The organism is Streptacidiphilus sp. EB103A, assembly GCF_041261405.1.
GTDB lineage: Bacteria > Actinomycetota > Actinomycetes > Streptomycetales > Streptomycetaceae > Streptacidiphilus.
Window position 1 is genome coordinate 30,598 of sequence record NZ_JBGCAQ010000027.1, and the last position, 19,798, is coordinate 50,395.

Annotated in this window: 20 protein-coding genes, 1 tRNA gene and 1 pseudogene; 18 read left to right on the top strand and 4 right to left on the bottom strand. The window is 70.4% G+C overall.

Annotation, left to right across the window (positions count from 1 at the left end; genetic code table 11):
* Positions 1-63: 63 nt before the first annotated feature.
* The 8 genes and pseudogenes from ABH941_RS35235 to ABH941_RS35270 all read left to right on the top strand — a co-directional run.
* Positions 64-303: pseudogene (locus tag ABH941_RS35235) on the top strand (transglycosylase family protein); the annotation flags it as partial.
* Between the two features lie 103 nt (positions 304-406).
* Positions 407-1,267 carry a 16S rRNA (adenine(1518)-N(6)/adenine(1519)-N(6))-dimethyltransferase RsmA gene (gene rsmA, locus ABH941_RS35240; protein WP_370134371.1) on the top strand — a complete coding sequence of 287 codons (861 nt, stop codon included), beginning with the start codon at positions 407-409 and terminating at the stop codon, positions 1,265-1,267.
* A gap of 4 nt (positions 1,268-1,271) precedes the next feature.
* The gene (locus tag ABH941_RS35245; RefSeq protein WP_370134140.1) at positions 1,272-2,195 is read left to right on the top strand and encodes a 4-(cytidine 5'-diphospho)-2-C-methyl-D-erythritol kinase; all 924 of its coding nucleotides are present in this window, start codon (positions 1,272-1,274) and stop codon (positions 2,193-2,195) included.
* 100 nt (positions 2,196-2,295) lie between these two features.
* Complete coding sequence (locus ABH941_RS35250) at positions 2,296-3,027, top strand: hypothetical protein (RefSeq protein WP_370134143.1); 732 nt, start codon at positions 2,296-2,298, stop codon at positions 3,025-3,027.
* Positions 3,024-3,680, top strand: coding sequence for a NucA/NucB deoxyribonuclease domain-containing protein (locus ABH941_RS35255; RefSeq protein WP_370134147.1), 657 nt, complete (start codon positions 3,024-3,026; stop codon positions 3,678-3,680). Before ABH941_RS35250 ends, ABH941_RS35255 begins: the two co-directional genes overlap by 4 nt.
* Positions 3,681-3,702: 22 nt before the next feature.
* Positions 3,703-4,515 carry a hypothetical protein gene (locus ABH941_RS35260; RefSeq protein ID WP_370134150.1) on the top strand — a complete coding sequence of 271 codons (813 nt, stop codon included), beginning with the start codon at positions 3,703-3,705 and terminating at the stop codon, positions 4,513-4,515.
* On the top strand, positions 4,515-5,165 hold the full coding sequence (locus ABH941_RS35265) for an SMI1/KNR4 family protein (protein WP_370134153.1): 651 nt from the start codon (positions 4,515-4,517) through the stop codon (positions 5,163-5,165). Before ABH941_RS35260 ends, ABH941_RS35265 begins: the two co-directional genes overlap by 1 nt.
* An 86-nt stretch (positions 5,166-5,251) precedes the next feature.
* Positions 5,252-6,589, top strand: coding sequence for an MFS transporter (locus tag ABH941_RS35270; protein ID WP_370134155.1), 1,338 nt, complete (start codon positions 5,252-5,254; stop codon positions 6,587-6,589).
* 23 nt (positions 6,590-6,612) lie between these two features.
* On the opposite strand, the gene ABH941_RS35275 is transcribed toward ABH941_RS35270, so the two are convergent.
* On the bottom strand, positions 6,613-6,855 hold the full coding sequence (locus ABH941_RS35275) for a hypothetical protein (protein ID WP_370134157.1): 243 nt from the start codon (positions 6,853-6,855) through the stop codon (positions 6,613-6,615).
* Entirely contained in the window at positions 6,856-7,737 is an 882-nt protein-coding gene (locus ABH941_RS35280; protein WP_370134160.1) for a hypothetical protein, read from the bottom strand.
* Between the two features lie 213 nt (positions 7,738-7,950).
* Between ABH941_RS35280 and ABH941_RS35285 the strand changes: the two genes are divergently transcribed.
* From ABH941_RS35285 to mycP, 4 genes are all read left to right on the top strand, one after another.
* Positions 7,951-9,762: an ABC-F family ATP-binding cassette domain-containing protein gene (locus ABH941_RS35285; protein WP_370134162.1), complete on the top strand. Its 1,812-nt coding sequence runs from the start codon at positions 7,951-7,953 to the stop codon at positions 9,760-9,762.
* Between the two features lie 132 nt (positions 9,763-9,894).
* Complete coding sequence (locus ABH941_RS35290; RefSeq protein WP_370134164.1) at positions 9,895-10,458, top strand: hypothetical protein; 564 nt, start codon at positions 9,895-9,897, stop codon at positions 10,456-10,458.
* 28 nt (positions 10,459-10,486) lie between these two features.
* Positions 10,487-12,076 (top strand): WXG100 family type VII secretion target, encoded by a 1,590-nt coding sequence (locus ABH941_RS35295; protein WP_370134167.1) that lies wholly within the window; start codon positions 10,487-10,489, stop codon positions 12,074-12,076.
* A 12-nt stretch (positions 12,077-12,088) separates the two neighbouring features.
* Entirely contained in the window at positions 12,089-13,441 is a 1,353-nt protein-coding gene (gene mycP, locus ABH941_RS35300; RefSeq protein WP_370134169.1) for a type VII secretion-associated serine protease mycosin, read from the top strand.
* 34 nt (positions 13,442-13,475) lie between these two features.
* On the opposite strand, the gene ABH941_RS35305 is transcribed toward mycP, so the two are convergent.
* Complete coding sequence (locus ABH941_RS35305; RefSeq protein ID WP_370134173.1) at positions 13,476-13,634, bottom strand: hypothetical protein; 159 nt, start codon at positions 13,632-13,634, stop codon at positions 13,476-13,478.
* Positions 13,635-14,011: 377 nt separating this feature from the next.
* Between ABH941_RS35305 and ABH941_RS35310 the strand changes: the two genes are divergently transcribed.
* From ABH941_RS35310 to ABH941_RS35320, 3 genes are all read left to right on the top strand, one after another.
* The gene (locus ABH941_RS35310) at positions 14,012-14,308 is read left to right on the top strand and encodes a hypothetical protein (protein ID WP_370134175.1); all 297 of its coding nucleotides are present in this window, start codon (positions 14,012-14,014) and stop codon (positions 14,306-14,308) included.
* Entirely contained in the window at positions 14,305-15,822 is a 1,518-nt protein-coding gene (locus tag ABH941_RS35315; protein WP_370134178.1) for an alpha/beta hydrolase, read from the top strand. Before ABH941_RS35310 ends, ABH941_RS35315 begins: the two co-directional genes overlap by 4 nt.
* A 65-nt stretch (positions 15,823-15,887) precedes the next feature.
* Positions 15,888-15,963 (top strand) — tRNA-Thr (locus ABH941_RS35320).
* A 77-nt stretch (positions 15,964-16,040) separates the two neighbouring features.
* Here the strand turns inward: ABH941_RS35320 and ABH941_RS35325 are convergent.
* Positions 16,041-16,688, bottom strand: a complete 648-nt coding sequence (locus ABH941_RS35325) for a nucleoside/nucleotide kinase family protein (RefSeq protein WP_370134181.1) — start codon at positions 16,686-16,688, stop codon at positions 16,041-16,043.
* 207 nt (positions 16,689-16,895) lie between these two features.
* On the opposite strand from ABH941_RS35325, the gene ABH941_RS35330 reads away from it, so the two are divergent.
* From ABH941_RS35330 to galE, 3 genes are all read left to right on the top strand, one after another.
* Positions 16,896-17,567: a LuxR C-terminal-related transcriptional regulator gene (locus ABH941_RS35330; protein ID WP_370134182.1), complete on the top strand. Its 672-nt coding sequence runs from the start codon at positions 16,896-16,898 to the stop codon at positions 17,565-17,567.
* A gap of 114 nt (positions 17,568-17,681) precedes the next feature.
* Positions 17,682-18,797 carry a galactose-1-phosphate uridylyltransferase gene (galT, locus tag ABH941_RS35335; RefSeq protein WP_370134185.1) on the top strand — a complete coding sequence of 372 codons (1,116 nt, stop codon included), beginning with the start codon at positions 17,682-17,684 and terminating at the stop codon, positions 18,795-18,797.
* Entirely contained in the window at positions 18,794-19,795 is a 1,002-nt protein-coding gene (gene galE / locus ABH941_RS35340; RefSeq protein WP_370134188.1) for a UDP-glucose 4-epimerase GalE, read from the top strand. The genes galT and galE overlap by 4 nt, the downstream gene beginning before the upstream one ends.
* The last annotated feature ends 3 nt before the right edge of the window (positions 19,796-19,798 follow it).

Genomic DNA, 19,798 nt, shown 5'->3' on the forward strand with positions numbered 1-19,798 from the left:
GACACCATTACCCCCGACTCACCTGCCCTCGACACCCCTGCCCTCGGCACCCACCACGGCACCGGCGACCTCAACTGGTCCGCCCTGGCCCGCTGCGAGGCCGGCGGCAACCCGCACGCGGTGGACCCCAGCGGACGCTACGGCGGGCTCTACCAGTTCGACAGCACCACCTGGCACCGCCTCGGCGGCCACGGCCGCCCCCAGGATGCCCCCGCCGACGAGCAGACCGCCCGCGCCCGCCGGCTCTACCACCAGCGCGGCAGCTCCCCCTGGCCCGCCTGCGGCCACCGTGCCGCCGGATAGTCTTGACCCCGTGAGCACCAGCCCCGAGACACCCCCCGCCGACACCCCCACTCCCACCGCCGCGTCCGCCTCGGAGCCCGGCCCCCTCCTCGGCGCCGCCGACATCCGCAGCCTCGCCGCGGCCCTCGGCGTCCGGCCGACCAAGCAGCGCGGGCAGAACTTCGTCATCGACGCCAACACGGTGCGCCGGATCGTCCGCGCCGCCGGGGTCGGTCCGAAGGACGTCGTGGTGGAGGTCGGCCCCGGCCTGGGCTCGCTCACCCTGGGCCTGCTGGAGGTCGCCGACCGGGTCACCGCCGTGGAGATCGACGCGCTGCTCGCCCAGCACCTGCCGACCACCGTCGCCGCCCGGATGCCTGACCGCGCCGACCGCTTCGAGCTGGTCCACGACGACGCGATGGCCGTCGCCCAGCTCCCGGGGCCGCCGCCGACCGCGCTGGTCGCCAACCTCCCCTACAACGTCGCCGTCCCGGTGCTGCTGCACATGCTGGAGACCTTCCCGTCGATCGAGCGCACGCTCGTCATGGTGCAGTCCGAGGTCGCCGACCGGCTCGCCGCGAGCCCCGGCAACAAGGTGTACGGGGTGCCCTCGGTGAAGGCCAACTGGTACGCCGAGGTGAAGCGCGCGGGGGCGATCGGCCGCAATGTCTTCTGGCCGGCCCCGAACGTGGACTCGGGCCTGGTGTCGCTGGTCCGCCGTGACCCCCCGGAGACCACGGCCACCCGCGAGGAGGTCTTCGCCGTGGTGGACGCCGCCTTCGCCCAGCGCCGCAAGACGCTGCGCGCCGCCCTGGCCGGCTGGGCCGGCTCGGCCGCCGCCGCGGAGCAGGCGCTGACCGCCGCCGGCATCGACTTCAGGCTGCGCGGGGAGACCCTGACGGTGGAGCAGTTCGCCAGGATCGCCGAGGCGAAGCCGGCCGCGGTGGTTGCCTCCCCTGTCGCCTCCGAGGGTGCGGCAGAATAGGCGGGTGTCCTCAACGATCACCGTCCGGGTCCCGGCCAAGGTCAACGTCCAGCTCGCCGTCGGCGGCCGCCGCCCCGACGGCTTCCACGGCCTGGCCTCCGTCTTCTTCGCCGTCGGGCTCTACGACGAGGTGACGGTCACCCCGGCCGACCGGCTCACGGTCTCCGTCGCCGGGGCCGACGCCACCGCCGTGCCCGCAGACCGCAGCAACCTCGCCGCCCGCGCGGCGGTGCTGCTCGGCGCCCGCTTCGGGATCACCCCGCACGTCCATTTGCACATCGACAAGGGCATCCCGGTCGCCGGCGGCATGGCCGGCGGCAGCGCCGACGCCGCCGCCGCGCTGGTGGGCTGCGACGCCCTGTGGGGGACCGGCGCGGACCCCGCCGTCCTGGCGGAGCTGGCGGCCGAGCTGGGCAGCGACGTCCCGTTCAGCCTGCTCGGCGGCGTCGCCCTGGGTGAGGGGCGGGGCGAGCTGCTCACCCCGGTGCCCACCGGCGGTACCTTCCACTGGGTCTTCGCGGTCGCCGACGGCGGTCTCTCCACCCCGGCTGTCTACGGTGAGTGCGACCGGCTGCGCGACCTCGACGGCGGTTCCGCCGACACCGACCTGCCCGTCCCCACCGCCGACCCGGCCCTGCTGGCGGCCCTTCGCGAGGGCGACGTCACGGCCCTGGGCGCGGCCCTCAGCAACGACCTCCAGCCGGCGGCCCTCTCCCTGCGCCCCGCCCTCGCCGCCACCCTCCGCGCCGGCGCCGACGCCGGCGCCATCGGCACCCTGGTCTCCGGCTCCGGCCCCACTTGCGCCTTCCTCGCCAAGGACGCCCCGTCCGCCGCCGCCCTCGCCGCCACCCTCACCACCTCCGGCACCTGCCGCACCGCCCTCCCCGCCGCAGGCCCGGTCCCGGGCGCGGCCGTGCTGAGCAGCTGACCTGACGCCGACGTACAACCGTCCAGCCTGGAGTGGGACACATGTGCGAGTTATGCTCGCATGATTGACGACTGGTCATGTCCGCGGGCGGGGGAGAGCCATGGCGATCGAGCTACCGGGCGAGTTCGTGTGGGTGATGAACCTGTTGGGCCTGAACTGGCCCCAGGTCAACGAGGACAAGGTCCGTGAGTTCGCGGGCCATGTACGGGACTTCGGCACCAGTATCGACACCACGCACCAGGCCGCGTCCGACACGATTCGGCGCATGGCCGAGCACTACCAGGCCAACTCCTACGAGTTGCTGGTGGCCAAGTGGAGCCGGATGTCCAACTCCCATATGACCGATCTGGTCGAGGCATGCCGGGTGACCGCTCTCGCGCTGGAGGTCGCGGCGGACGGCATCGTCGCCGCCAAGCTCGCGGTCATCACCGAACTCGGCATCATGGCAGCCGAGTTCGTGGCCGATCAAGCAGCCGCTGTGCTGACGTTCGGCGCTGCCGAGGCGGCGGAGGTGGTGCTGGTCGAGGCCACGAAGAAGGTCGTCAACGCGATCCTGCAGCAGGTCGAACAGCAGATCATCGCCCAGGTCATCGAGCAGGCGGTGGCACCGCTCGAGGGCGTCGTCGAACGCGCGCTGGGCGGGTTGGTCTTCAAGGGGCTGGACGCCGCCCTCGGTGACCCCGAAGCGGCCGGCGGCGGGGCGGGGGACGGGTTCCGAATACACCCGCAGGCGCTCACCGACCACGCCGCGACCCTGCACGGGCACGCCGACGAGGTGGTGGGCCACGCCAACCGCTTCTCCGCCGCGACGGCCGGGATGTCCTTCTCATGAGCGACCCGATAGTCCAGGCCCTCGAACACGCCGCCGCCCGGGTGGGCCGGACCCTGAGCAAGGACGCCAGCAAGGCCGTCAGCGACATGTACCACCAGGCCGGCCACGGCGCCGCGCAGGTTGCGAAGAACATCGCGGAGGCGGACGCCAGGCATGCCCATGAGCTGGTCACTCTCGCCGAGAAGATCGCCAAGAACGACGGTAAGACGGGGCTCGGCGCGCGCCGGCGGATCAGACAGCAGGCAGCTGCCCGTTCCAAGATCGACCAGGCTCTGGGCGGGCACCGTGACTACGATGTGGAACTGGTCGTGGACTCGAGCAGGTACCCCGAGTCCGCGCTGCACATTCAGGAAGCGCAGTCAGGGACGATCTCACGGGGTGCCACGAGCCGGAGTGGTCGGTCGCCCAAGCCCTCCATCCTGACGATTGACACGGACGGGGCAGACGCGAACCGGGCCGCCTCTCTGCGGGGTATAGCCACCCGGCCCCCAGAGGATCGCGACGAGTATCCCCCGGCGATGTTCCAGGAGGGGGGCGCCGGTGCGAGTGTGAAGTACATCAACGCATCGGACAATCAGGGATCAGGCTCGTCCATGGGGAGTGCCTTGCGCGGACTGCCCAAGGGGACACGAGTGAAGATCACCGTACGCTGACGGAGAGGGAGGGAGTGGGGCCATGACGCTCGCGGAGCAAGTCATCTCAGGTGCCCGCCGGGGTGCCTTCCGGGAATCCCTTGCGGAGTTGCTCGGACTGGCCCGGGACCATGCTTCCCCGTTCGGCTGGGAGGCGGCTGCCGCCGCGATCCAGATCCTCTTCTGGGAGGACCGATTCGCCGAAGCGGCGCAGCTGGCGGAGGACCTGATCGTCGGCACCGCTCCGGCCGGGGGCGAGATCTGCGATCAGGACGTCCCCTTCGACACGGCGTTCCTGGGTGCACAGATCCATGCGGGCCTTGAGGCCGCCCCTCGCCTGGTCCGGGTCGCCGAGTCGGTGCCGACGGGAAGAGTCCTGCAGGAGGAATTGCTGTGGACCGCCTCGTCGCTCGCAGAGCGGCCCGTGGTGGACATGCTCCCGAACGCCGGCGCCTGGGGCGGCGAGGCGAAGCCCCTGGAGGGCGTGATCGGGGCGGACCTGGTGGGACGGGAGTACCAAGAGCTCTCCGCGCGCCAGCAGCGGGTCGTTTGGCAGGCCCTGCACTCGGCCAACGACTTTCCCAAGGCACGCGACCTGTCCGAACGCACCGGGGAGACTCCCGAGCAGCATGCCATCTGCGTGTGGATGGCGGGCTGGTATGCGACGGAAGGCGCGCTCGCGGAGGGCGAGGAGATGCTGCTGGCCGCACACCGCCGGTGGTGGCCCTACCAGGCGTGGGACGCGATCCCGGACTCGATGGTCCTGCACCCGACCCTGCGCCTGGTCTGTACCGACCGGGTGCGTGAGTACTATCTGACCCGTCCGATCGGCCCCGAAGCAGAGAAGGCACAGTGATGACCGACAACACCTCCGACGAGGCCGGTTCGGCCCTGGAACAGCTTCTCGGCCGGGCCCGTGGACCCATGGGCCCCTCCGCGGAGCTCGACTTCGGGGTCGGGGAGGGTCCGCTCGCCGAACTGGGCGCGATGATCTCCCGCATCAACGGGTTCTTCGTGTTCAACGCCGGGATCCAGGTGTTCCGGGTCGGCGAGGAGGGCTACGGCGCCGACCTGCTCACCTGGAACAGCGAGAACACCTGGAAGGACACCTACGACGGTCTCGCCGACGACCTGTTCTGCTTCGGCCAGGACATCTTCGGCAGGCAGTTCGCGATCGAGGGCGGCGAGGAGGTCGTTCTTTTCGACCCCGAGACGGCCCGGGTCACCACGCTCGGCGACAGTCTGGAGGACTGGGCGGCCTGGCTGCTCTCCGATGAGGACGTGAACGGCGCCGCCTCCTTCGCCTATGCCTACCAGAAGGAGAAGGGGGCCCTGGACGCTGGCGAGAGGCTGGTCCCGCTGACCTTCTTCATCGCCGGCGGCGGCTACGACTTCGACAACTTCGTCGCCCGCGACGCGGCCCTCGCCATGCGCATCCGCGGTCCCATTGCCCAGCAGGTTCACGACCTCCCCGAGGGCGCGACGGTGCGTATCAGCGCGGGCTGACCCGGCGCGGCATCGTTCAGGGCGGCACTCGCGATCACCCTCCCGTGTGATCGCCTCCGGTGGTCACGCACCGTCACTATGGTGAGGTGTCAAGAACTCAGCCGCTTCGTCAGGCTGCCACCGCCGACGCCGTGCCCGCTCGCCCCGTGCGCCCTGCTCGGATCGCCACCGCCGTACTCGTCGGCACCACCATCGAGTTCTACGACTTCTTCATCTACGGCACCGCCGCCGCCCTGGTTTTCGGACGGACCTTCTTCCCTGCGCTGACTCCGGTCAACGGCCTGCTGGCGGCCTTCTCGGTGTACGCGGTCGGCTTCCTCGGCCGGCCGACCGGGGCTGCCGTGTTCGGTCAGCTGGGCGACCGGGTGGGACGCAGACGGGTGCTCGTCGCCTCACTGCTGCTGATGGGTCTGTCGACCACGGCCGTCGGTCTGCTGCCCGGTTACGCGCACTGGGGAGTCTGGTCCCCGGTTGCCCTCACCGTGCTGCGATTCCTCCAAGGGGTGGGCCTCGGCGGCGAGTTCGGCGGTGCGGCGCTGCTCGCGGTCGAGCACGCGGGGGAGGGACGGCGCGGACGGCTGGCCGGTTTCGTCCAGCTCGGACCGTCGGTCGGCTTCGCCCTGGCCACCGGGCTGTTCTGGCTGCTGTCGGCGCTGCTGCCGGAGGACCGGTTCCAGGCATGGGGATGGCGGCTCCCGTTCCTCGTGTCCATCGCGCTGGTCGGCTTCGGCCTGGTGGTGCGGCTGGGGGTGCAGGAGACCCCGGCCTTCCTGGCGGACGCCCCGCTACGGGCCAGGGCCACTCCGCTGCGGGAACTGCTGAACCGTCACCTCCGCCCGCTGCTGCTCGGCGCGGGCACCGTGATGGCCGGTTCGGTTCTCTTCTACACCGCCACCACCTGGTGCCTGGCCCGCGCCACCACCGACCTGCACCTTCCCCGGACTCGGATGCTGGGCCTGCTACTGATCGCCAATGTCTTCCTGGCCGCCGCGACCTACGCCTCCGCCCGGCTCTCCGACCGCTGGGGCCGGCGCCGGATGATCCTGGTCGGCACCGTCACCGGGCTGCTCTGGTCACCCCTGCTCGTCCCCCTGCTGGACACCACCCGCGCCCCGCTGATGCTCGCCGGACTGACCGGCGCCCTCATCGCCCTGGGCCTGAGCCTCGGCCCGGTCCCGGCCCTGCTGTCCGAACTGTTCCCCACGGCGGTCCGCTGCTCGGGCGCTTCACTCGCCTACAACCTCGGCGGCCTCGTCGGCGGAGCGGTAGCCCCACTCATCGCCACCCACCTGTCCGTGACCTTCGGCGGCGCTGCGGTCGGCGCCTACCTCGCCGCAGCCTGCGCAGTCTCGGCACTCTGCGTCACCGCCCTCCCCGAAACCCACGAACGGGCCCTGACGGAAGCGCTCCCGGAGGCGGCCTGAGCGCCGCGCCTAGCCGGACCGAGTCATCCTTCGAACAGCTCCGTCTCGTCGGAGGCCGTAAGGGCACGTTCGACCCATAGGAGGAGGAGTTCCTGATCACCGCAGCCGAGCACCCGTTGCCGGGCCTCCTCGGACAGGTGGACGTCGCGGTTGTCGAGCAGACGGAGCACGCTCAGTGCGATCCCGCGCCTGAACCCTTCCGCTCGGCCTTCCTCGCGGATGCGTTGGGAGGTCTGGGAGCGGAAGAAGTTCAGATCCACGGCCATTCAGTGTCGTCCAGTGCCGGTCGGGTCTTCTTCGAACAGTTCTGTCTCATCGGAGACTGTCAGGGCGCGGTCGAGCCACCGGACGAGGAGCCTCTGGTCGTCGCAGTCGAGCACCCGCTGTCGGGCCTCCTCGGACAGGCGGATGTCCCGCCTGTCGAGCACGTGGAGCACGCTGAACGCGATCCCTTCCGCACGGATGCGCTGCGAGGTCTGGGAGCGGAAGAAGTCCAGGTCGACGGTCATCAGGTCCCTCCAGAGGTCGGCGGCGGGGGCGGTGCCCAGGCCCAGTTCGGTGAGTTCGGCGAAGATCTGGGCGGTGTCCTCGTCGATGGTCTTCAGAGCGGTGGCCAGTGCCTTCAGTATGGCAGCGGCGTTCGGGTCCTTACCATGCGTGATGACGGAGAAGGTCGCCAGAGGGATGTCGGCTGCCGCGACCGCCGGGTCGGTGATCGCGGGGACGTTGTGCGGCCCCAGGACCAGGGGCCGCACGGTGAGGGTGTCCCAGCCGGCGACGCCGATGGTGACCGGCTCGGCGGCCCACTGGGCGGTGGCCCGGTCCTGGCAGGTGACGAGCAGGACCGGGGCCAGGCGGTACTTGGCGTAGAGGTGGGCCAAGTAGTAGGCCCAGTTCCCGGGTTTGTCCGCGTCCTTCTTGCCCTGGGCCTCCACGGCCAGCAGGTAGCTGGTCCCCGAGGCGGTGTCGATCTGCAGCAGGCGGTCGACCCGCCGCTCCAGGGGCTGGATCTCGGTGAGGTCGGTGGGCAGCAGCGAGACCGCGATCGGCTCCGGGAACGGCAGGCCGAGCGCGGTGAACGTACGGGCGAAGATCCCCGGGTCCTCCTGGAAGATCCGGTGCATCGCCTCATGGGAGGAACTGACCATGGTCGGGACGCTACGACGCCCCCGGCCTACCCCGTCTGCATCTGACCAGACCTCACCCGAACGGGTGGATCATCAGATCGGATCACCGCCTCGTCCGGTGCCCGGGGCAGCCGCGAGCGGCCCAGATCGAGGGGTGTCCCGCGCCGACTAGGCTGGAGGGGTCGCAGACGCGTCCGTCCGCGCAGACCCCAGCCCCGCAGGAGCGCAGCACCCGTGGCAGTCAATCTCGTAACCGTCGAAAATGTCGTCAAGGTCTACGGCACCCGTGCCGTCCTCGACGGTGTGTCCATCGGCGTCAGCGAAGGCGACCGCATCGGCGTCGTCGGCCGCAACGGCGACGGCAAGACCACCCTCACCCGGATCATGGCCAAGCTGGAGGAGGCCGACACCGGCCGGGTCACCCACGTCGGCGGCCTGCGCGTCGGCGCGCTCACCCAGAGCGACTCGCTCGACCCCGCGGCCACCATCCGCCACGAGGTCATCGGCGACATGGACGACCACCAGTGGGCCGGCAGCGCCAAGATCCGCGACGTCCTCACCGGACTCTTCGGCGGCCTGGACCTCCCCGGATTCGCCCAGGGCCTGGACACCGTCATCGGCCCGCTGTCCGGCGGCGAGCGCCGCCGCATCGCGCTCGCCAAGCTGCTCATCGCCGAGCCCGACCTGCTGGTCCTGGACGAGCCCACCAACCACCTCGACGTCGAGGGCATCGCCTGGCTCGCCGGCCACCTGCGGGTACGCCGCTCCGCGCTGGTCGTGGTCACCCACGACCGCTGGTTCCTGGACCAGGTCTGCACCCGGATGTGGGACGTCCAGGACGGCACCGTCCACGAGTACGAGGGCGGCTACTCCGACTACGTCTTCGCGCGCGCCGAGCGCCAGCGCATCGCCGCCACCGAGGAGACCAAGCGACAGAACCTGGTCCGCAAGGAGCTCGCCTGGCTGCGCCGCGGCGCCCCGGCCCGTACCTCCAAGCCCCGCTTCCGGGTAGAGGCGGCGAACGAGCTGATCGCGGACGTGCCCGAGCCGCGCGACCGCGCCGAGCTGATGAAGTTCGCCAACTCGCGGCTGGGCAAGACGGTGTTCGAACTCAAGGACGTCACCGTCCAGGCCGGCCCCAAGGTGCTGCTGGAGCACCTCACCTGGAACCTCGGCCCCGGCGACCGCATCGGCGTGCTCGGCGTCAACGGCGCGGGCAAGACCTCGTTGATGCGCACCATGCAGGCGGCCTGGGCCAGCGACGGCGACGTCCAGCCGGTGGCCGGGCGGGTCATCGTCGGAAAGACCGTCAAACTGGCCTACCTCTCGCAGGAGGTCGCCGAACTCCCGGCGACGCTGCGGGTCCTGGAGGCGGTCGAGCAGATCCGCGGCCGGGTGGACCTGGGCAAGGGACGCGAGATGTCGGCCGGCCAGCTCTGCGAGACCTTCGGCTTCGGCAAGGAGAAGCAGTGGACGCCGGTCGGCGACCTGTCCGGCGGCGAGCGCCGCCGGCTGCAGCTGCTGCGCCTGCTGATGGACGAGCCCAACGTCCTGTTCATGGACGAGCCCACCAACGACCTCGACATCGAGACCCTCAGCCAGCTGGAGGACCTCCTCGACGGCTGGCCCGGCTCGCTGGTCATCGTCAGCCACGACCGCTACTTCATCGAGCGGACCACGGATCAGGTGTTCGCCCTGCTCGGCGACCGCGCCCTGCGGATGCTGCCCAAGGGCATCGACGAGTACCTGGACCGCCGACACGCGATGGAAGCCGCGAGCGCCGCGTCCGGGACCGCGTCCTCGGGCGCTGTCTCGGTGGCGGCTCCCAGGAAGACCGGCGACACCCGCACCGCGAAGAAGGAGCTCCAGCGCCTGGAGCGGCAGATCCAGAAGCTCGACAAGGAGGAGGCCAAACTGCACGCGCAGATGGCCGAGCAGGCCGCCGACTTCGGCCGGGTCGCCGAGCTGGACTCCAAGCTCCGCGCCCTGAAGGAAGAGCGGGACGAACTGGAACTCGAGTGGCTGGAGCTCGCCGAGGACGTGTGACGGAGCGAATGTCCGGACGTCCTGGGGGCAATTTCGTGTACTCAGGAACCGCCCCGGACATGAGAGACGACAGAGCTGTGCGGTAACTTTGTCACCGATCAGATTGGCATGACGGGTACATGGAGGGGGACCATGGCAGCGCCGGACCTGGCAACCGAACTCAACACTCTCACCACCTTTCGCGACCGGGTGGACTCACTGCTCACCTCGCTGACCTCCAGCCCGGCCTCGAGCGCGTCCATGGGCCGTCAGCAGTTCGACATGAACAGCCTGGGGACGACCGTCTTCACGGGTGACGGGAAGATGGGATTCGACGAGGTCATCGACCTCTTCTCGACGTACAGCACTGTGCAGGAGCAGTTGCAGAAGCTCTCCCAGACACTGACCGACCAGATCAACGCGATGAGCATCACCGTGCAGATCTCCCAGGTGGGCTACAACAATGTCGAGGCCAGCCAGGTGGACACGCTCTGGAAGATTCAGCAGCAGACCACGGCCGCCGTCCCGCCGCCCGGCCAGACCAACCTGACCGTGCAGCAGCAGATCGACATCGCCAACCAGCAGGACGACCGGCCACCGCACCCGCATCCGCAGTCTCAGTCGATCACTGCGACGACGCCGAGCAGTAACGCCAGCGTTCCGAGCGGCACCAGCGACACGGGTAGCACGGGTACGTCGAGCAACCGAGGACAGTAGGCGGACCGGGGGAACGGGGAGTAAGAGGATGCGACTAGACACAGGCGGCGGTGACTCGTGGGCCGCTACCACCAATTTCGAGCAGTTCACGCATGCTGACCTGATCAAGATGATGGCGGGCAGCAACCCGCAGACCGTCACCAAGGTCGGCACCACGCTGGCGGCAGCCAGCACCCACATGCAGAGCCTGGCCGACGACCTGGCGACGCACATCAACGGGCTGGTGTGGGACGGCGAGGCAGGCGACGCCTTCAAGACCTGGGCCCGCCAGGTCGTCTCGGCGACGGACACCCTCGCCATCTTCGCCAACAACACCGCAGTGGCCATAAACATGGCGGGCGAGACCCTCAGCAGCACCCAAGTGCCGCCCATCCCGGCAGCCGACCAGGCGACCGTCAACGCGTACAAGAGCCAGTTCGGCGCCCAGACGTACATCGGCACGGACGGTGAGGCCAAGGTCGCCAAGCCACTGCTCTCCACGAACCCGGTTCTCAGCGGTAGCAACGCAAGCTCCGCCATCACCCACCTGGTCACCCAGGAGACCGCCTACCAGGCCCAGACCCGCTTGGACGCAGCCCACCAGGAAGCCATCGGCCAGATGGAGAAGCTGGGCGGCGCGTACGTAGGTGCGAAGTCGACGCTGACGGTCAGCACGATCCCGACCTTCCCGCCGACGCCGGCGGCGCTGATGCCGCCGCCGGGGAGTGGATACCAGGCGAGCAGCAGCAACCTCGGCGGGGTCAATTCAGGCTCCACCAGCACTGGCGTCACCGGCGGCGTGGCGACCACTGTCAGCGGCACCAAGAGCACCCGGAAGACCGCCTCAGGCTCTACCTCCGAAGGCGGCTCTGGCACTAGCACTTTCGAGCCTGTGACGTCTCCGGGGTCCAGTTCGGGGTCGGGGACGGGCAGCGGCTCCACCGGCGGTGGTTCAACGACGCTTCAGGGCGTCACAGACCCCAACACTCCGTCAAGTTCCGGCGGTTCCACGGGCAGCGGTTCCAGCAACTCGAGTGGATCGGGCGGTGGCACCAGCACCATCACGCCAGTTGCAGTCGGGGGTGGCGGTGCTGGCGGTGGCGTGAATGGTGGTAGCCCGGGCTCCGGCGGATCGAAGTCCGGCGGGCTGGGCTCTGGAAGCGCAGAGAACCCCGGTCCTGGTGTCTCCGGTGGCAGCAGCAGCGGCCGAAAGGGAGGCGTGACTGGGGAGCCGGAGCCCGGGATCCACGGTGGTATGCCTGCCGCAGCCGGTGGACGTACCAGCAGTCGCCTGAGTTCAGGTGTCATCGGTGCGGAGGGTGGTGGCGCGGGTGCCTCCGCCTCGGCTCTCGGCCGTGGCCGCATCGGGGGTGCTGCGGCAGGCGAGGCAGCGTCCGTGGCTGAAAGCGCAGGCTCCAGCACGGCACGGTCCGGGCTTGGCGGCGCCGCCGGCGAAGGTGCAGCAGCGGCCGCAGCGGGCGAGGGCGGCGGTAGCGGCATGATGCCGATGGGCTCCGGCGGTATGGGCGGCGCCGGTAGCAGTGGAAAGGGGCGCAAGCGCAAGCGCGCGGCCTACCTCACGGAGGACGAGGAAACCTGGACGCAAGACGTGCAGGCCAACCCGACAGTGATCCAGTAGGTTCTTGAACGGATGATCAAGCGCGAGGGCAAGGAGAGCACAGTGGCACGGTCCGGCGGACGAATGGTGCCTCCTGCCATCGCGGCCTTCTGCGCGGTGGCCGCGACGCTGATGGGCAGCGCGGTCCCGGCGCAGGCGGCGAGCCTTGACGTCCGGGCCAAGGAGTGGTGGCTCACAAGCATGCACGCGACTGATCAGATGTGGCCGGTCTCGACAGGCAAGGGCATCACCGTTGCGTTGATCGACAGTGGCGTGAATGCAAGCCATCCCGACCTGGTGGGTCAAGTCCTGACAGGGCAGAACTTCTCGGGGCTGTCCGGGGGTGCTACCACGGATGTGGACAAGGACAGCCACGGTACGGCTATGGCCAGCTTGATCGCTGGCACAGGGAAGGGGCTGAGCGGCCAGGGCATGTACGGACTGGCCCCAGGTGTGAAGATTCTCCCGCTGCGGATTGTCGGGAAAGGGGACAATGAGGCGGCTTACTCCGCGAATTACTCTCCACAGTTGACCGAGGCCATCAGGGCCGCTGCGGATAGCAACGCCCAGATCATTAGCCTCTCTCAAGGTCAGATGGAGGACGTGGCTAGTGTTCGCAGTGCTGTGAACTATGCACTTAGCAAGGGCAAGATGGTTGTCGCTGCTGTCGGCAACTGGGCCAAAGTGGGCAATCCAGTCAACTATCCGGCTGGTTATCCTGGGGTGGCGGCAGTCGGCTCCATCAATGCGAAGAGCCAAGTTGCCTCGTATTCCGAGTACGGCTCTCAGGTGGACTTCACTGCCCCCGGCGACAACATGGTCAACGTGTGCAACGGTCCCAGTGGCTACTGCTCCTCCAGCGGTACCAGTGATGCAGCTGCAATCTTCTCTGCCTCCGCTGCCCTCCTCTGGTCCGCCCACCCGTCATGGACCGCTAACCAGGTCCTCCTGGTCCTCAAGAACACCGCCAGCCAGGGCGACAAGCCTGGTGTCCAGGACCCGTACTACGGCTACGGCATCATCCGTCCCCGGATCGCCCTCACCAGCCCGGGTGACCCCGGCTCGGCCAACGTCAACCCGCTGACCTCGCAGGCCACGGACAGCAGCTCCGCCACCCCGAGCGCCAGCGCCGCCGCGCCTGTCGCCTCGGGTACCCCCGCTGCGGGCGCATCGGCCAGCGCTGCACCGCAGGCGGTCGCGAAGAAGTCCAGCAGCAACACCGGACTGTTCATTGGCATCGGTGCCGGCATCGTGGTCGTTCTCGGGGCAGTCGCCGCTTTCATCTTCACGCGGCGCCGCAACAACAAGCGTCCCGGCCCCCCGCCGCCCCCGCCCTCCGCCCCGTCCAACCCGTACGGCCACATCCCCGATCCGTACCGGCAGTAGCGACCCTCGGCGGGCGTGTCGGAGAGGCGGGGCCTCATCGCTGGTGTGGCGGGGTTCGCCTGGGGTGGGTCCAGCCGTGTTCGCGGACATGTGTGCGGAGTTGGTTGCGGATGCAGCCCAGGGCGAGGGCGGTCGAAGCGGTCGGTAGGCCGCCATGGTGCGCGGCGTAGCGGCGCAGTTCGGGTTCGTTCATGCCGGGAGTCACGCTGGGTTGATGGGACCGGTTGCTCCCCGTGAGGATGAAACTGTGCCTGGCTGTCGCCCTGCTCTCTGTTGTTGCCGCGAGGCGGAGCCGAGCCAGCTCATCCATGCACGGGGCGACGTGCCCGACGATGGTGCTGCATCGGGAACAAGCGCGCACGTCGGAGTGGCTGTCGGGATGGGGGCTCGGTCGCCGACCTGATGCGGCTGCTCGTGCCTCGCTTGCCCCGCCGTGGCAGTTGGGCTCACTCCTTGGGGTGAAGCGGGGATAATCCACCCCATCACTCCCTGTTGCTTTCTATGCTTCTTGGTGACGGAATGTTATGGCAAGAGGGGGCTGTTATGGAGGGCGTTGCGGGCAATGGGCTGATGGTTCGCCCCGGGGTGTTGGAGGCGGAGGCGCGGGCGCTCAACTCGGCTGCGCTCCGGGTCGAGTCGGCGGTACGGGGCCGGCTTGGGGAGGTTGCGGCGGCGGGGGGTGCCCTTGCGGGGTGGCGGACCGGAGCTGCGTTGGAGGAGTGGGCGGTGGCCTGGGCGGCTCGGCTGGCTGCGCTGGTGGTGGGGTTGGACGGGCATGGCGAGCGATTGCGGGCCACGGCGCGGAACTACCGGGAGGCTGACGCGGCGGTGCGGGCCTCGTTCTCGGTGCGGGCGGTGTTGCCGTGAGCCCGGGTCCGGGGCAGGTGGCCGCGGTGCCGGTTGCGGCCATGGTCGCTGCGGGTCGGGCCTGTGACGCGTTGGCGAGGGAGTTCGCCGAGCAGGCCGCCGTGGTGACCGGGGCCCGCTGCGCCACCGGGGAGGCATGGCAGGGGCAGGCGGCCTTACGGGCCGGGCTTGCCGTCGATGCCGACCGGTTGCGGCTGATCGCGGCGGGGGAGCAGATGCAGGGACTGGCCATGCTGCTGGCTCAGTACGCGGAGGAGTTACGGGAGGCGAGCGGTGCGGTGGGCGCCGTGCTCGATGGCGGTCACCCGCCGGACGCACCCGCCCTCGTGGCTGCGATGGCGCGGGCAGCGGAGGTCGACGAGCGCTGCGCCGCCGAGCTGCTGCGCTCTGCCGCGCAGGCCCGTGACGGCAGCGCGCTGGATTTGCACGCTGCCGCCACGCAACTCGCCTCCGCCACCGGGCTGCTGGCCGATGCGCTGCCTCCGAGGGGTAGCACGCCGACCCAGGTCCGCGACTGGTGGCGGCTGTTGAGCCGCGACGAGCGGGAGATGATCATCGCTGATGCGCCCCAGCTCATCGGCGGCCTGGACGGTGTCCCGTGCGCGGACCGGGACCGAGCCAACCGCCTCCTGCTCGACCGCCTCATCGACACGGACGGGGACGTGTCCCGTCGCGATGCTCTGACCGCTGTCAGGGAGCGTCTGCAGCGGCAGGAGGGCGTGTTCCCGCCTGCGCTGCTGCTCGCGATCGGCACCGAGGGCCAGGGGCGTGCCGTGCTCGCCTTCGGCGATCCGGACCGGGCCGCCGACGTCGCCGTCTATGTCCCCGGAATGGGGACGACTCTGGCCGACGTCGCCGGGAAGGACGGGGTTCGTGCGCTGGCCGTCCACGACGCCGCGTCGGTGCTGGCTCCCCGCTCGCGACCGGTCGCCTCCGTTGTCTGGCTCGGCTACGACCCGCCGTCCGGATTGCCGGAAGGTGCGTCGACCGCCCGGGCCGTGGCCGGGGCGGTCCGGTACGGACGCTTTCTGGCGGGGCTGCGCGCCACTGCTCGGGGCGCACCGCCGCATCTCACCGCGATCGGCCACAGCTATGGCTCGCTGCTGGTCGGCAAGGCCGCCCAGCGGCCCGGCGGGATCGCCGCCGACGAGATCGTACTGCTCGGCAGTCCGGGGACGGGGGCGATCCGCGCGGAGCAGCTCGGCGTCCCGCCTGGCCATGTCTGGGTAGCGGCTGCCCCTGGCGACCCGGTCACCGAGCGGCTTCCGGCTCCGCCGCGGCTGCTGGCTTCCCTGCTCGCAGGACACGCCCCGGGGGCGCTGCTCCCCGCCCAACTCCGGGCCGAGGGCCATGCCCAGGGCTGGTTCGGCACCCGCCCCGCCGCCCCTGCCTTCGGGGCCCGCCTGTTCCCGGCCGAGGACGGCCCCGACGGTGCTCCCCACTCCCACTACCTCGACCCCGGAAGTCCCACTCTCCTGGCCCTCGCCGCCGTGGTCACCACGCCGCCGCGGTGACTGCGGACCCGCGCGGGAGTGGATTTTGATGCCGGGGCGGTGACCAGGTATTGTCTCCCTCGTTCGCCCCTATAGCTCAGTCGGTAGAGCGTCTCCATGGTAAGGAGAAGGTCTGCGGTTCGATTCCGCATGGGGGCTCCAGCAGGACCGAAGGCCCTCCGCCACTGGCGGGGGGCCTTCGGCGTTGTGGATGGCGGGACGGGGCGGGTGACGCACGCTCACATGCCGGGCACCACGAGGTCGTAGCGGCCGGTGGGGACGGATTTCACCAGGTCGCCGTTGGGGCGGTCGTTGCCCTCGACGCGGGACCTGGCCCGGGTCGTCGACGAGCCGTTGCGCCGGTGACGACGGCCGAGCCGCTGCTCGCGCAGGGCGTCCGGGGCGTCGACGTACCAGAGCTGGTCCAGCAGGGCGGCGGCCTCGCGCCAGCCGGGCTGGTCCAGGCCGAGGTAGTTGCCCTCGGTGATGACGAGCCGGACGCCGGGGGCGATGACGTGCCGCGCCGCGACCGGCTCGTGCAGCAGGCGGTCGTAGTCGGGGGCGTAGACGTCGTGGTCGGCGGCCTCCGCGCCGGTGCCGACGCGGCGCAGCAGTGCCAGGTAGCCCTGGACGTCGAAGCTCGGCGCGGAGCCCTTGCGGTCGGTCAGGCCGAGCCGTTCCAGCTGGGCGTTGGACAGGTGGAAGCCGTCCAGCGGCAGCAGCGCCACCGTGCCCGGGCCCAGCGCGGCGTCCACGCCCCGGAGCAGCGCGGCCGCGAGTGTGGACTTGCCGGCCCCGGGCGGCCCGCACAGGCCGAGGAGCCGCCGGCCCGGCCGGTCGAGCAGACGGACAGCCTCGTCGATGAGGTGGTGGGGTGCGGAGTGCATGCCACCAGTTTGCCTGCACCTGTCCAGGGGCTTCCGCCGCGCGGCATGCTGGCGGTACGTGTACGGCATGGGTTGTGATGGTGCGTCACACCGGATCCATTTCCCGGCCCCACCGGGCGGGCCCGGCTCGCTGGACCTTCACCGCCTCGGGTTGCCCAGGGGCACGGGGCCTCGTGCCCCGAATGACTGACGTATTGAGGGGGAATCGTGGGCGTGCGGCTCGTGGTCGTTGACGACCACAGACTGCTGGCGGAGGCACTGGCGACCGCACTGCAGCTGAGGGGGCACCGGATCCTCGCGGTGGGCACCCCGGTGGGGGCCGCGGCGGAGCTGGTGCTGCACCGGCGCCCTGAGGTGTGCCTGCTGGGGGTCGCGCACCCGGAGGACGGGGCGTCGTTCGACGCGGTGCGCCGGATCCGGCGCGAGCGTCCCGAGGTGGGCATCGTGGTGATGGGGGGCGTGGCGAGCCTGGGCGGGGTGGCTGCCGCCTTTGCAGCCGGTGCGGCCGGGTACGTTCGGCAGGACGACCGGATCGAGGTGGTGGAGCGCGCGTTGACCAGGGTCAGGGCGGGGGAGGCCGCGGTGGCCCCGGAGCTGCTGCAGGCGGCGTTCCAGCATCTGCTGCGTCCGTCGGCCGAGCCGGACGACGAGGCGCTGCGGCTGCTGCGGCTGCTGACCCGGCGCGAGGTGCAGGTGCTGATGCGGATCGCCGAGGGGGAGGACACCAAGGAGATCGCGGTGGGCATGTCCATCGCCCCCAGCACCGCGCGCACGCATGTGCAGCGGGTGCTGATGAAACTCGGCGCCCGGACCCGGCTGGAGGCGGCGGCCGTGGCGGCCCGTACCGGACTGCTGGAACGCGTCACGCAGGACGAGTGACGGCGGCAAGCGAATGTGAAGGTCATAGTTCGCTTGGGGTGTTGACTCGTGATGTGTTGTGTTTGAATATGTTGGTAAGGGGTGTCCGTCGTAGTGTGAAAAATGGAGCGAGTAGTGAAGAAGACCAGCACTCGGATGGCCGACGGCCGCGAGTTGATCTACTACGACTCCCGTGACGACACGGTGCGCGACAACCCGGACCTGCGGCCGCTCGACGCCACCGCCACCTCCTCGGAGATCCGCTACGACCCGCTGCTCGACGAGTGGGTCGTCATCGCCTCGCACCGCCAGGGACGGATCTACCACCCGCCGGCCGACGAGTGCCCGCTCTGCCCCTCCCGGGACGGACGGCTCAGCGAGATCCCCGCGCCCGACTACGACGTCGTGGTCTTCGAGAACCGCTTCCCCTCGCTCACCACGTCGGCCGTCGGCGCGCCCGACACCGCCACCGGGACGCTGCCGCACCACGCCCGCCCCGGCAACGGCCGCTGCGAGGTGGTCTGCTTCACCTCCGACCACGACTCCTCCTTCGCAGACCTCACCCCCGCCCAGGTCGGCCTGGTCCTGGAGGCCTGGACCGACCGGACCGCCGAACTGTCCGCGATCCCCGGCGTCGAGCAGGTCTTCTGCTTCGAGAACCGCGGCGAGGAGATCGGCGTCACCCTCGGCCACCCGCACGGCCAGATCTACGCCTACCCCTTCGTCACCCCGCGTACCGAGCGCATGCTCGCCAGCTCCGCCGCCCACCGCAGGCGCACCGGACGCAACCTCTTCGACGACCTGCTCGCCGCCGAGCGCGCCGAAGGCGACCGGGTCGTCGTCGCCGGGGAGCACTGGACCGCCTTCGTCCCCTACGCCGCGCACTGGCCCTACGAGGTGCACCTCTACCCCAACCGCAGGGTCGGCGACCTGCTCGCCCTCAACGACGCCGAGCGGGCCGAGTTCTGCACCGTCTACCTCGACCTGCTGCGCCGCTTCGACCTGCTGTTCGACGCGGACGGCACAGGGACCAACAAGACGCCCTACATCGCCGCCTGGCACCAGGCACCGGTACGCTCCGGTCTGCCCGGCACAGGTGGCGAACTGGCACTTCACATGGAGCTCTTCACGATCCGTCGTACGGTGGGCAAGCTCAAGTTCCTGGCCGGCTCCGAATCCGGCATGGACGTGTTCATCAACGACGTGTCGCCCGAGATGGCGGCGAAGCGCCTACGAGAGGTCTCCTCATGACCCCCCAGTCCGCACAGTCCGCGAAGGCTCCAGCGCCCGCAAAATACCTCGTCACCGGCGGCGCCGGCTACGTCGGCGGAGTCGTCGCCGCGCACCTGCTGGAGGCCGGCCACCAGGTCGTCGTGCTGGACGACCTCTCCACCGGGCACCGCGTCTCCGTCCCGGCCGGAGCCGAGTTCGTCCAGGGCCGGATCCAGGACGCGTCCGACGTACTCGACAGCTCCTTCGACGGCGTGCTGCACTTCGCCGCCAGCTCCCAGGTCGGCGAGTCGGTCGCGGACCCGGAGAAGTACTGGCGCAACAACGTCGCCGGCTCGCTGGAGCTGCTCAGCGCCATGCGCAAGGCCGACGTCCGCCGCCTGGTCTTCTCCTCCACCGCCGCCGTCTACGGCGAGCCAGAGGTCAGCCCGATCGAGGAGACCGCGCGCACCGCGCCGACCAACCCCTACGGCGCCACCAAGCTCGCCGTCGACCACATGATCACCAGTGAGGCGAACGCCCACGGCCTGGCCGCGGTCTCGCTGCGCTACTTCAACGTCGCCGGCGCCTACGGCGTCCAGGGCGAGCGCCATGACCCCGAATCGCACCTGATCCCGCTGGTCATCCAGGCCGCCCTGGGCAAGCGCCCGCACATCGCCGTGTACGGCGACGACTACCCCACCCCCGACGGCACCTGCATCCGCGACTACATCCACGTCGCCGACCTCGCCGACGCCCACCTGCTCGCCCTCGCCGCGGCCGAGTCCGGGCAGCACCTGATCTGCAACCTCGGCAACGGCAGCGGCTTCTCGGTCCGCGAGGTCGTCGAGTCGGTGCGCCGGGTCACCGGCCGCGAGATCAAGGCCGTGACGGCCGAGCGCCGCCCCGGCGACCCCGCCGCGCTGGTCGCCTCCGCCGCCCGGGCCCGCACCCTGCTCGGCTGGAACCCCCGCCGTACCGACCTCGACGCGATCGTCGCCGACGCGTGGAACTTCGCCCTCGCACTGGAACAGGAGTAAGCA

Coding starts and splice junctions, on each gene's coding strand:
- ABH941_RS35250 (WP_370134143.1), top strand. CDS start 2,296: ATGGCGATCGAGCTACCGGGCGAGTTCGTGTGGGTGATGAACCTGTTG.
- ABH941_RS35255 (WP_370134147.1), top strand. CDS start 3,024: ATGAGCGACCCGATAGTCCAGGCCCTCGAACACGCCGCCGCCCGGGTG.
- ABH941_RS35260 (WP_370134150.1), top strand. CDS start 3,703: ATGACGCTCGCGGAGCAAGTCATCTCAGGTGCCCGCCGGGGTGCCTTC.
- ABH941_RS35265 (WP_370134153.1), top strand. CDS start 4,515: ATGACCGACAACACCTCCGACGAGGCCGGTTCGGCCCTGGAACAGCTT.
- ABH941_RS35275 (WP_370134157.1), bottom strand. CDS start 6,855: ATGGCCGTGGATCTGAACTTCTTCCGCTCCCAGACCTCCCAACGCATC.
- ABH941_RS35280 (WP_370134160.1), bottom strand. CDS start 7,737: ATGGTCAGTTCCTCCCATGAGGCGATGCACCGGATCTTCCAGGAGGAC.
- ABH941_RS35290 (WP_370134164.1), top strand. CDS start 9,895: ATGGCAGCGCCGGACCTGGCAACCGAACTCAACACTCTCACCACCTTT.
- ABH941_RS35295 (WP_370134167.1), top strand. CDS start 10,487: ATGCGACTAGACACAGGCGGCGGTGACTCGTGGGCCGCTACCACCAAT.
- mycP (WP_370134169.1), top strand. CDS start 12,089: ATGATCAAGCGCGAGGGCAAGGAGAGCACAGTGGCACGGTCCGGCGGA.
- ABH941_RS35305 (WP_370134173.1), bottom strand. CDS start 13,634: ATGAACGAACCCGAACTGCGCCGCTACGCCGCGCACCATGGCGGCCTA.
- ABH941_RS35310 (WP_370134175.1), top strand. CDS start 14,012: ATGGTTCGCCCCGGGGTGTTGGAGGCGGAGGCGCGGGCGCTCAACTCG.
- ABH941_RS35325 (WP_370134181.1), bottom strand. CDS start 16,688: ATGCACTCCGCACCCCACCACCTCATCGACGAGGCTGTCCGTCTGCTC.
- galE (WP_370134188.1), top strand. CDS start 18,794: ATGACCCCCCAGTCCGCACAGTCCGCGAAGGCTCCAGCGCCCGCAAAA.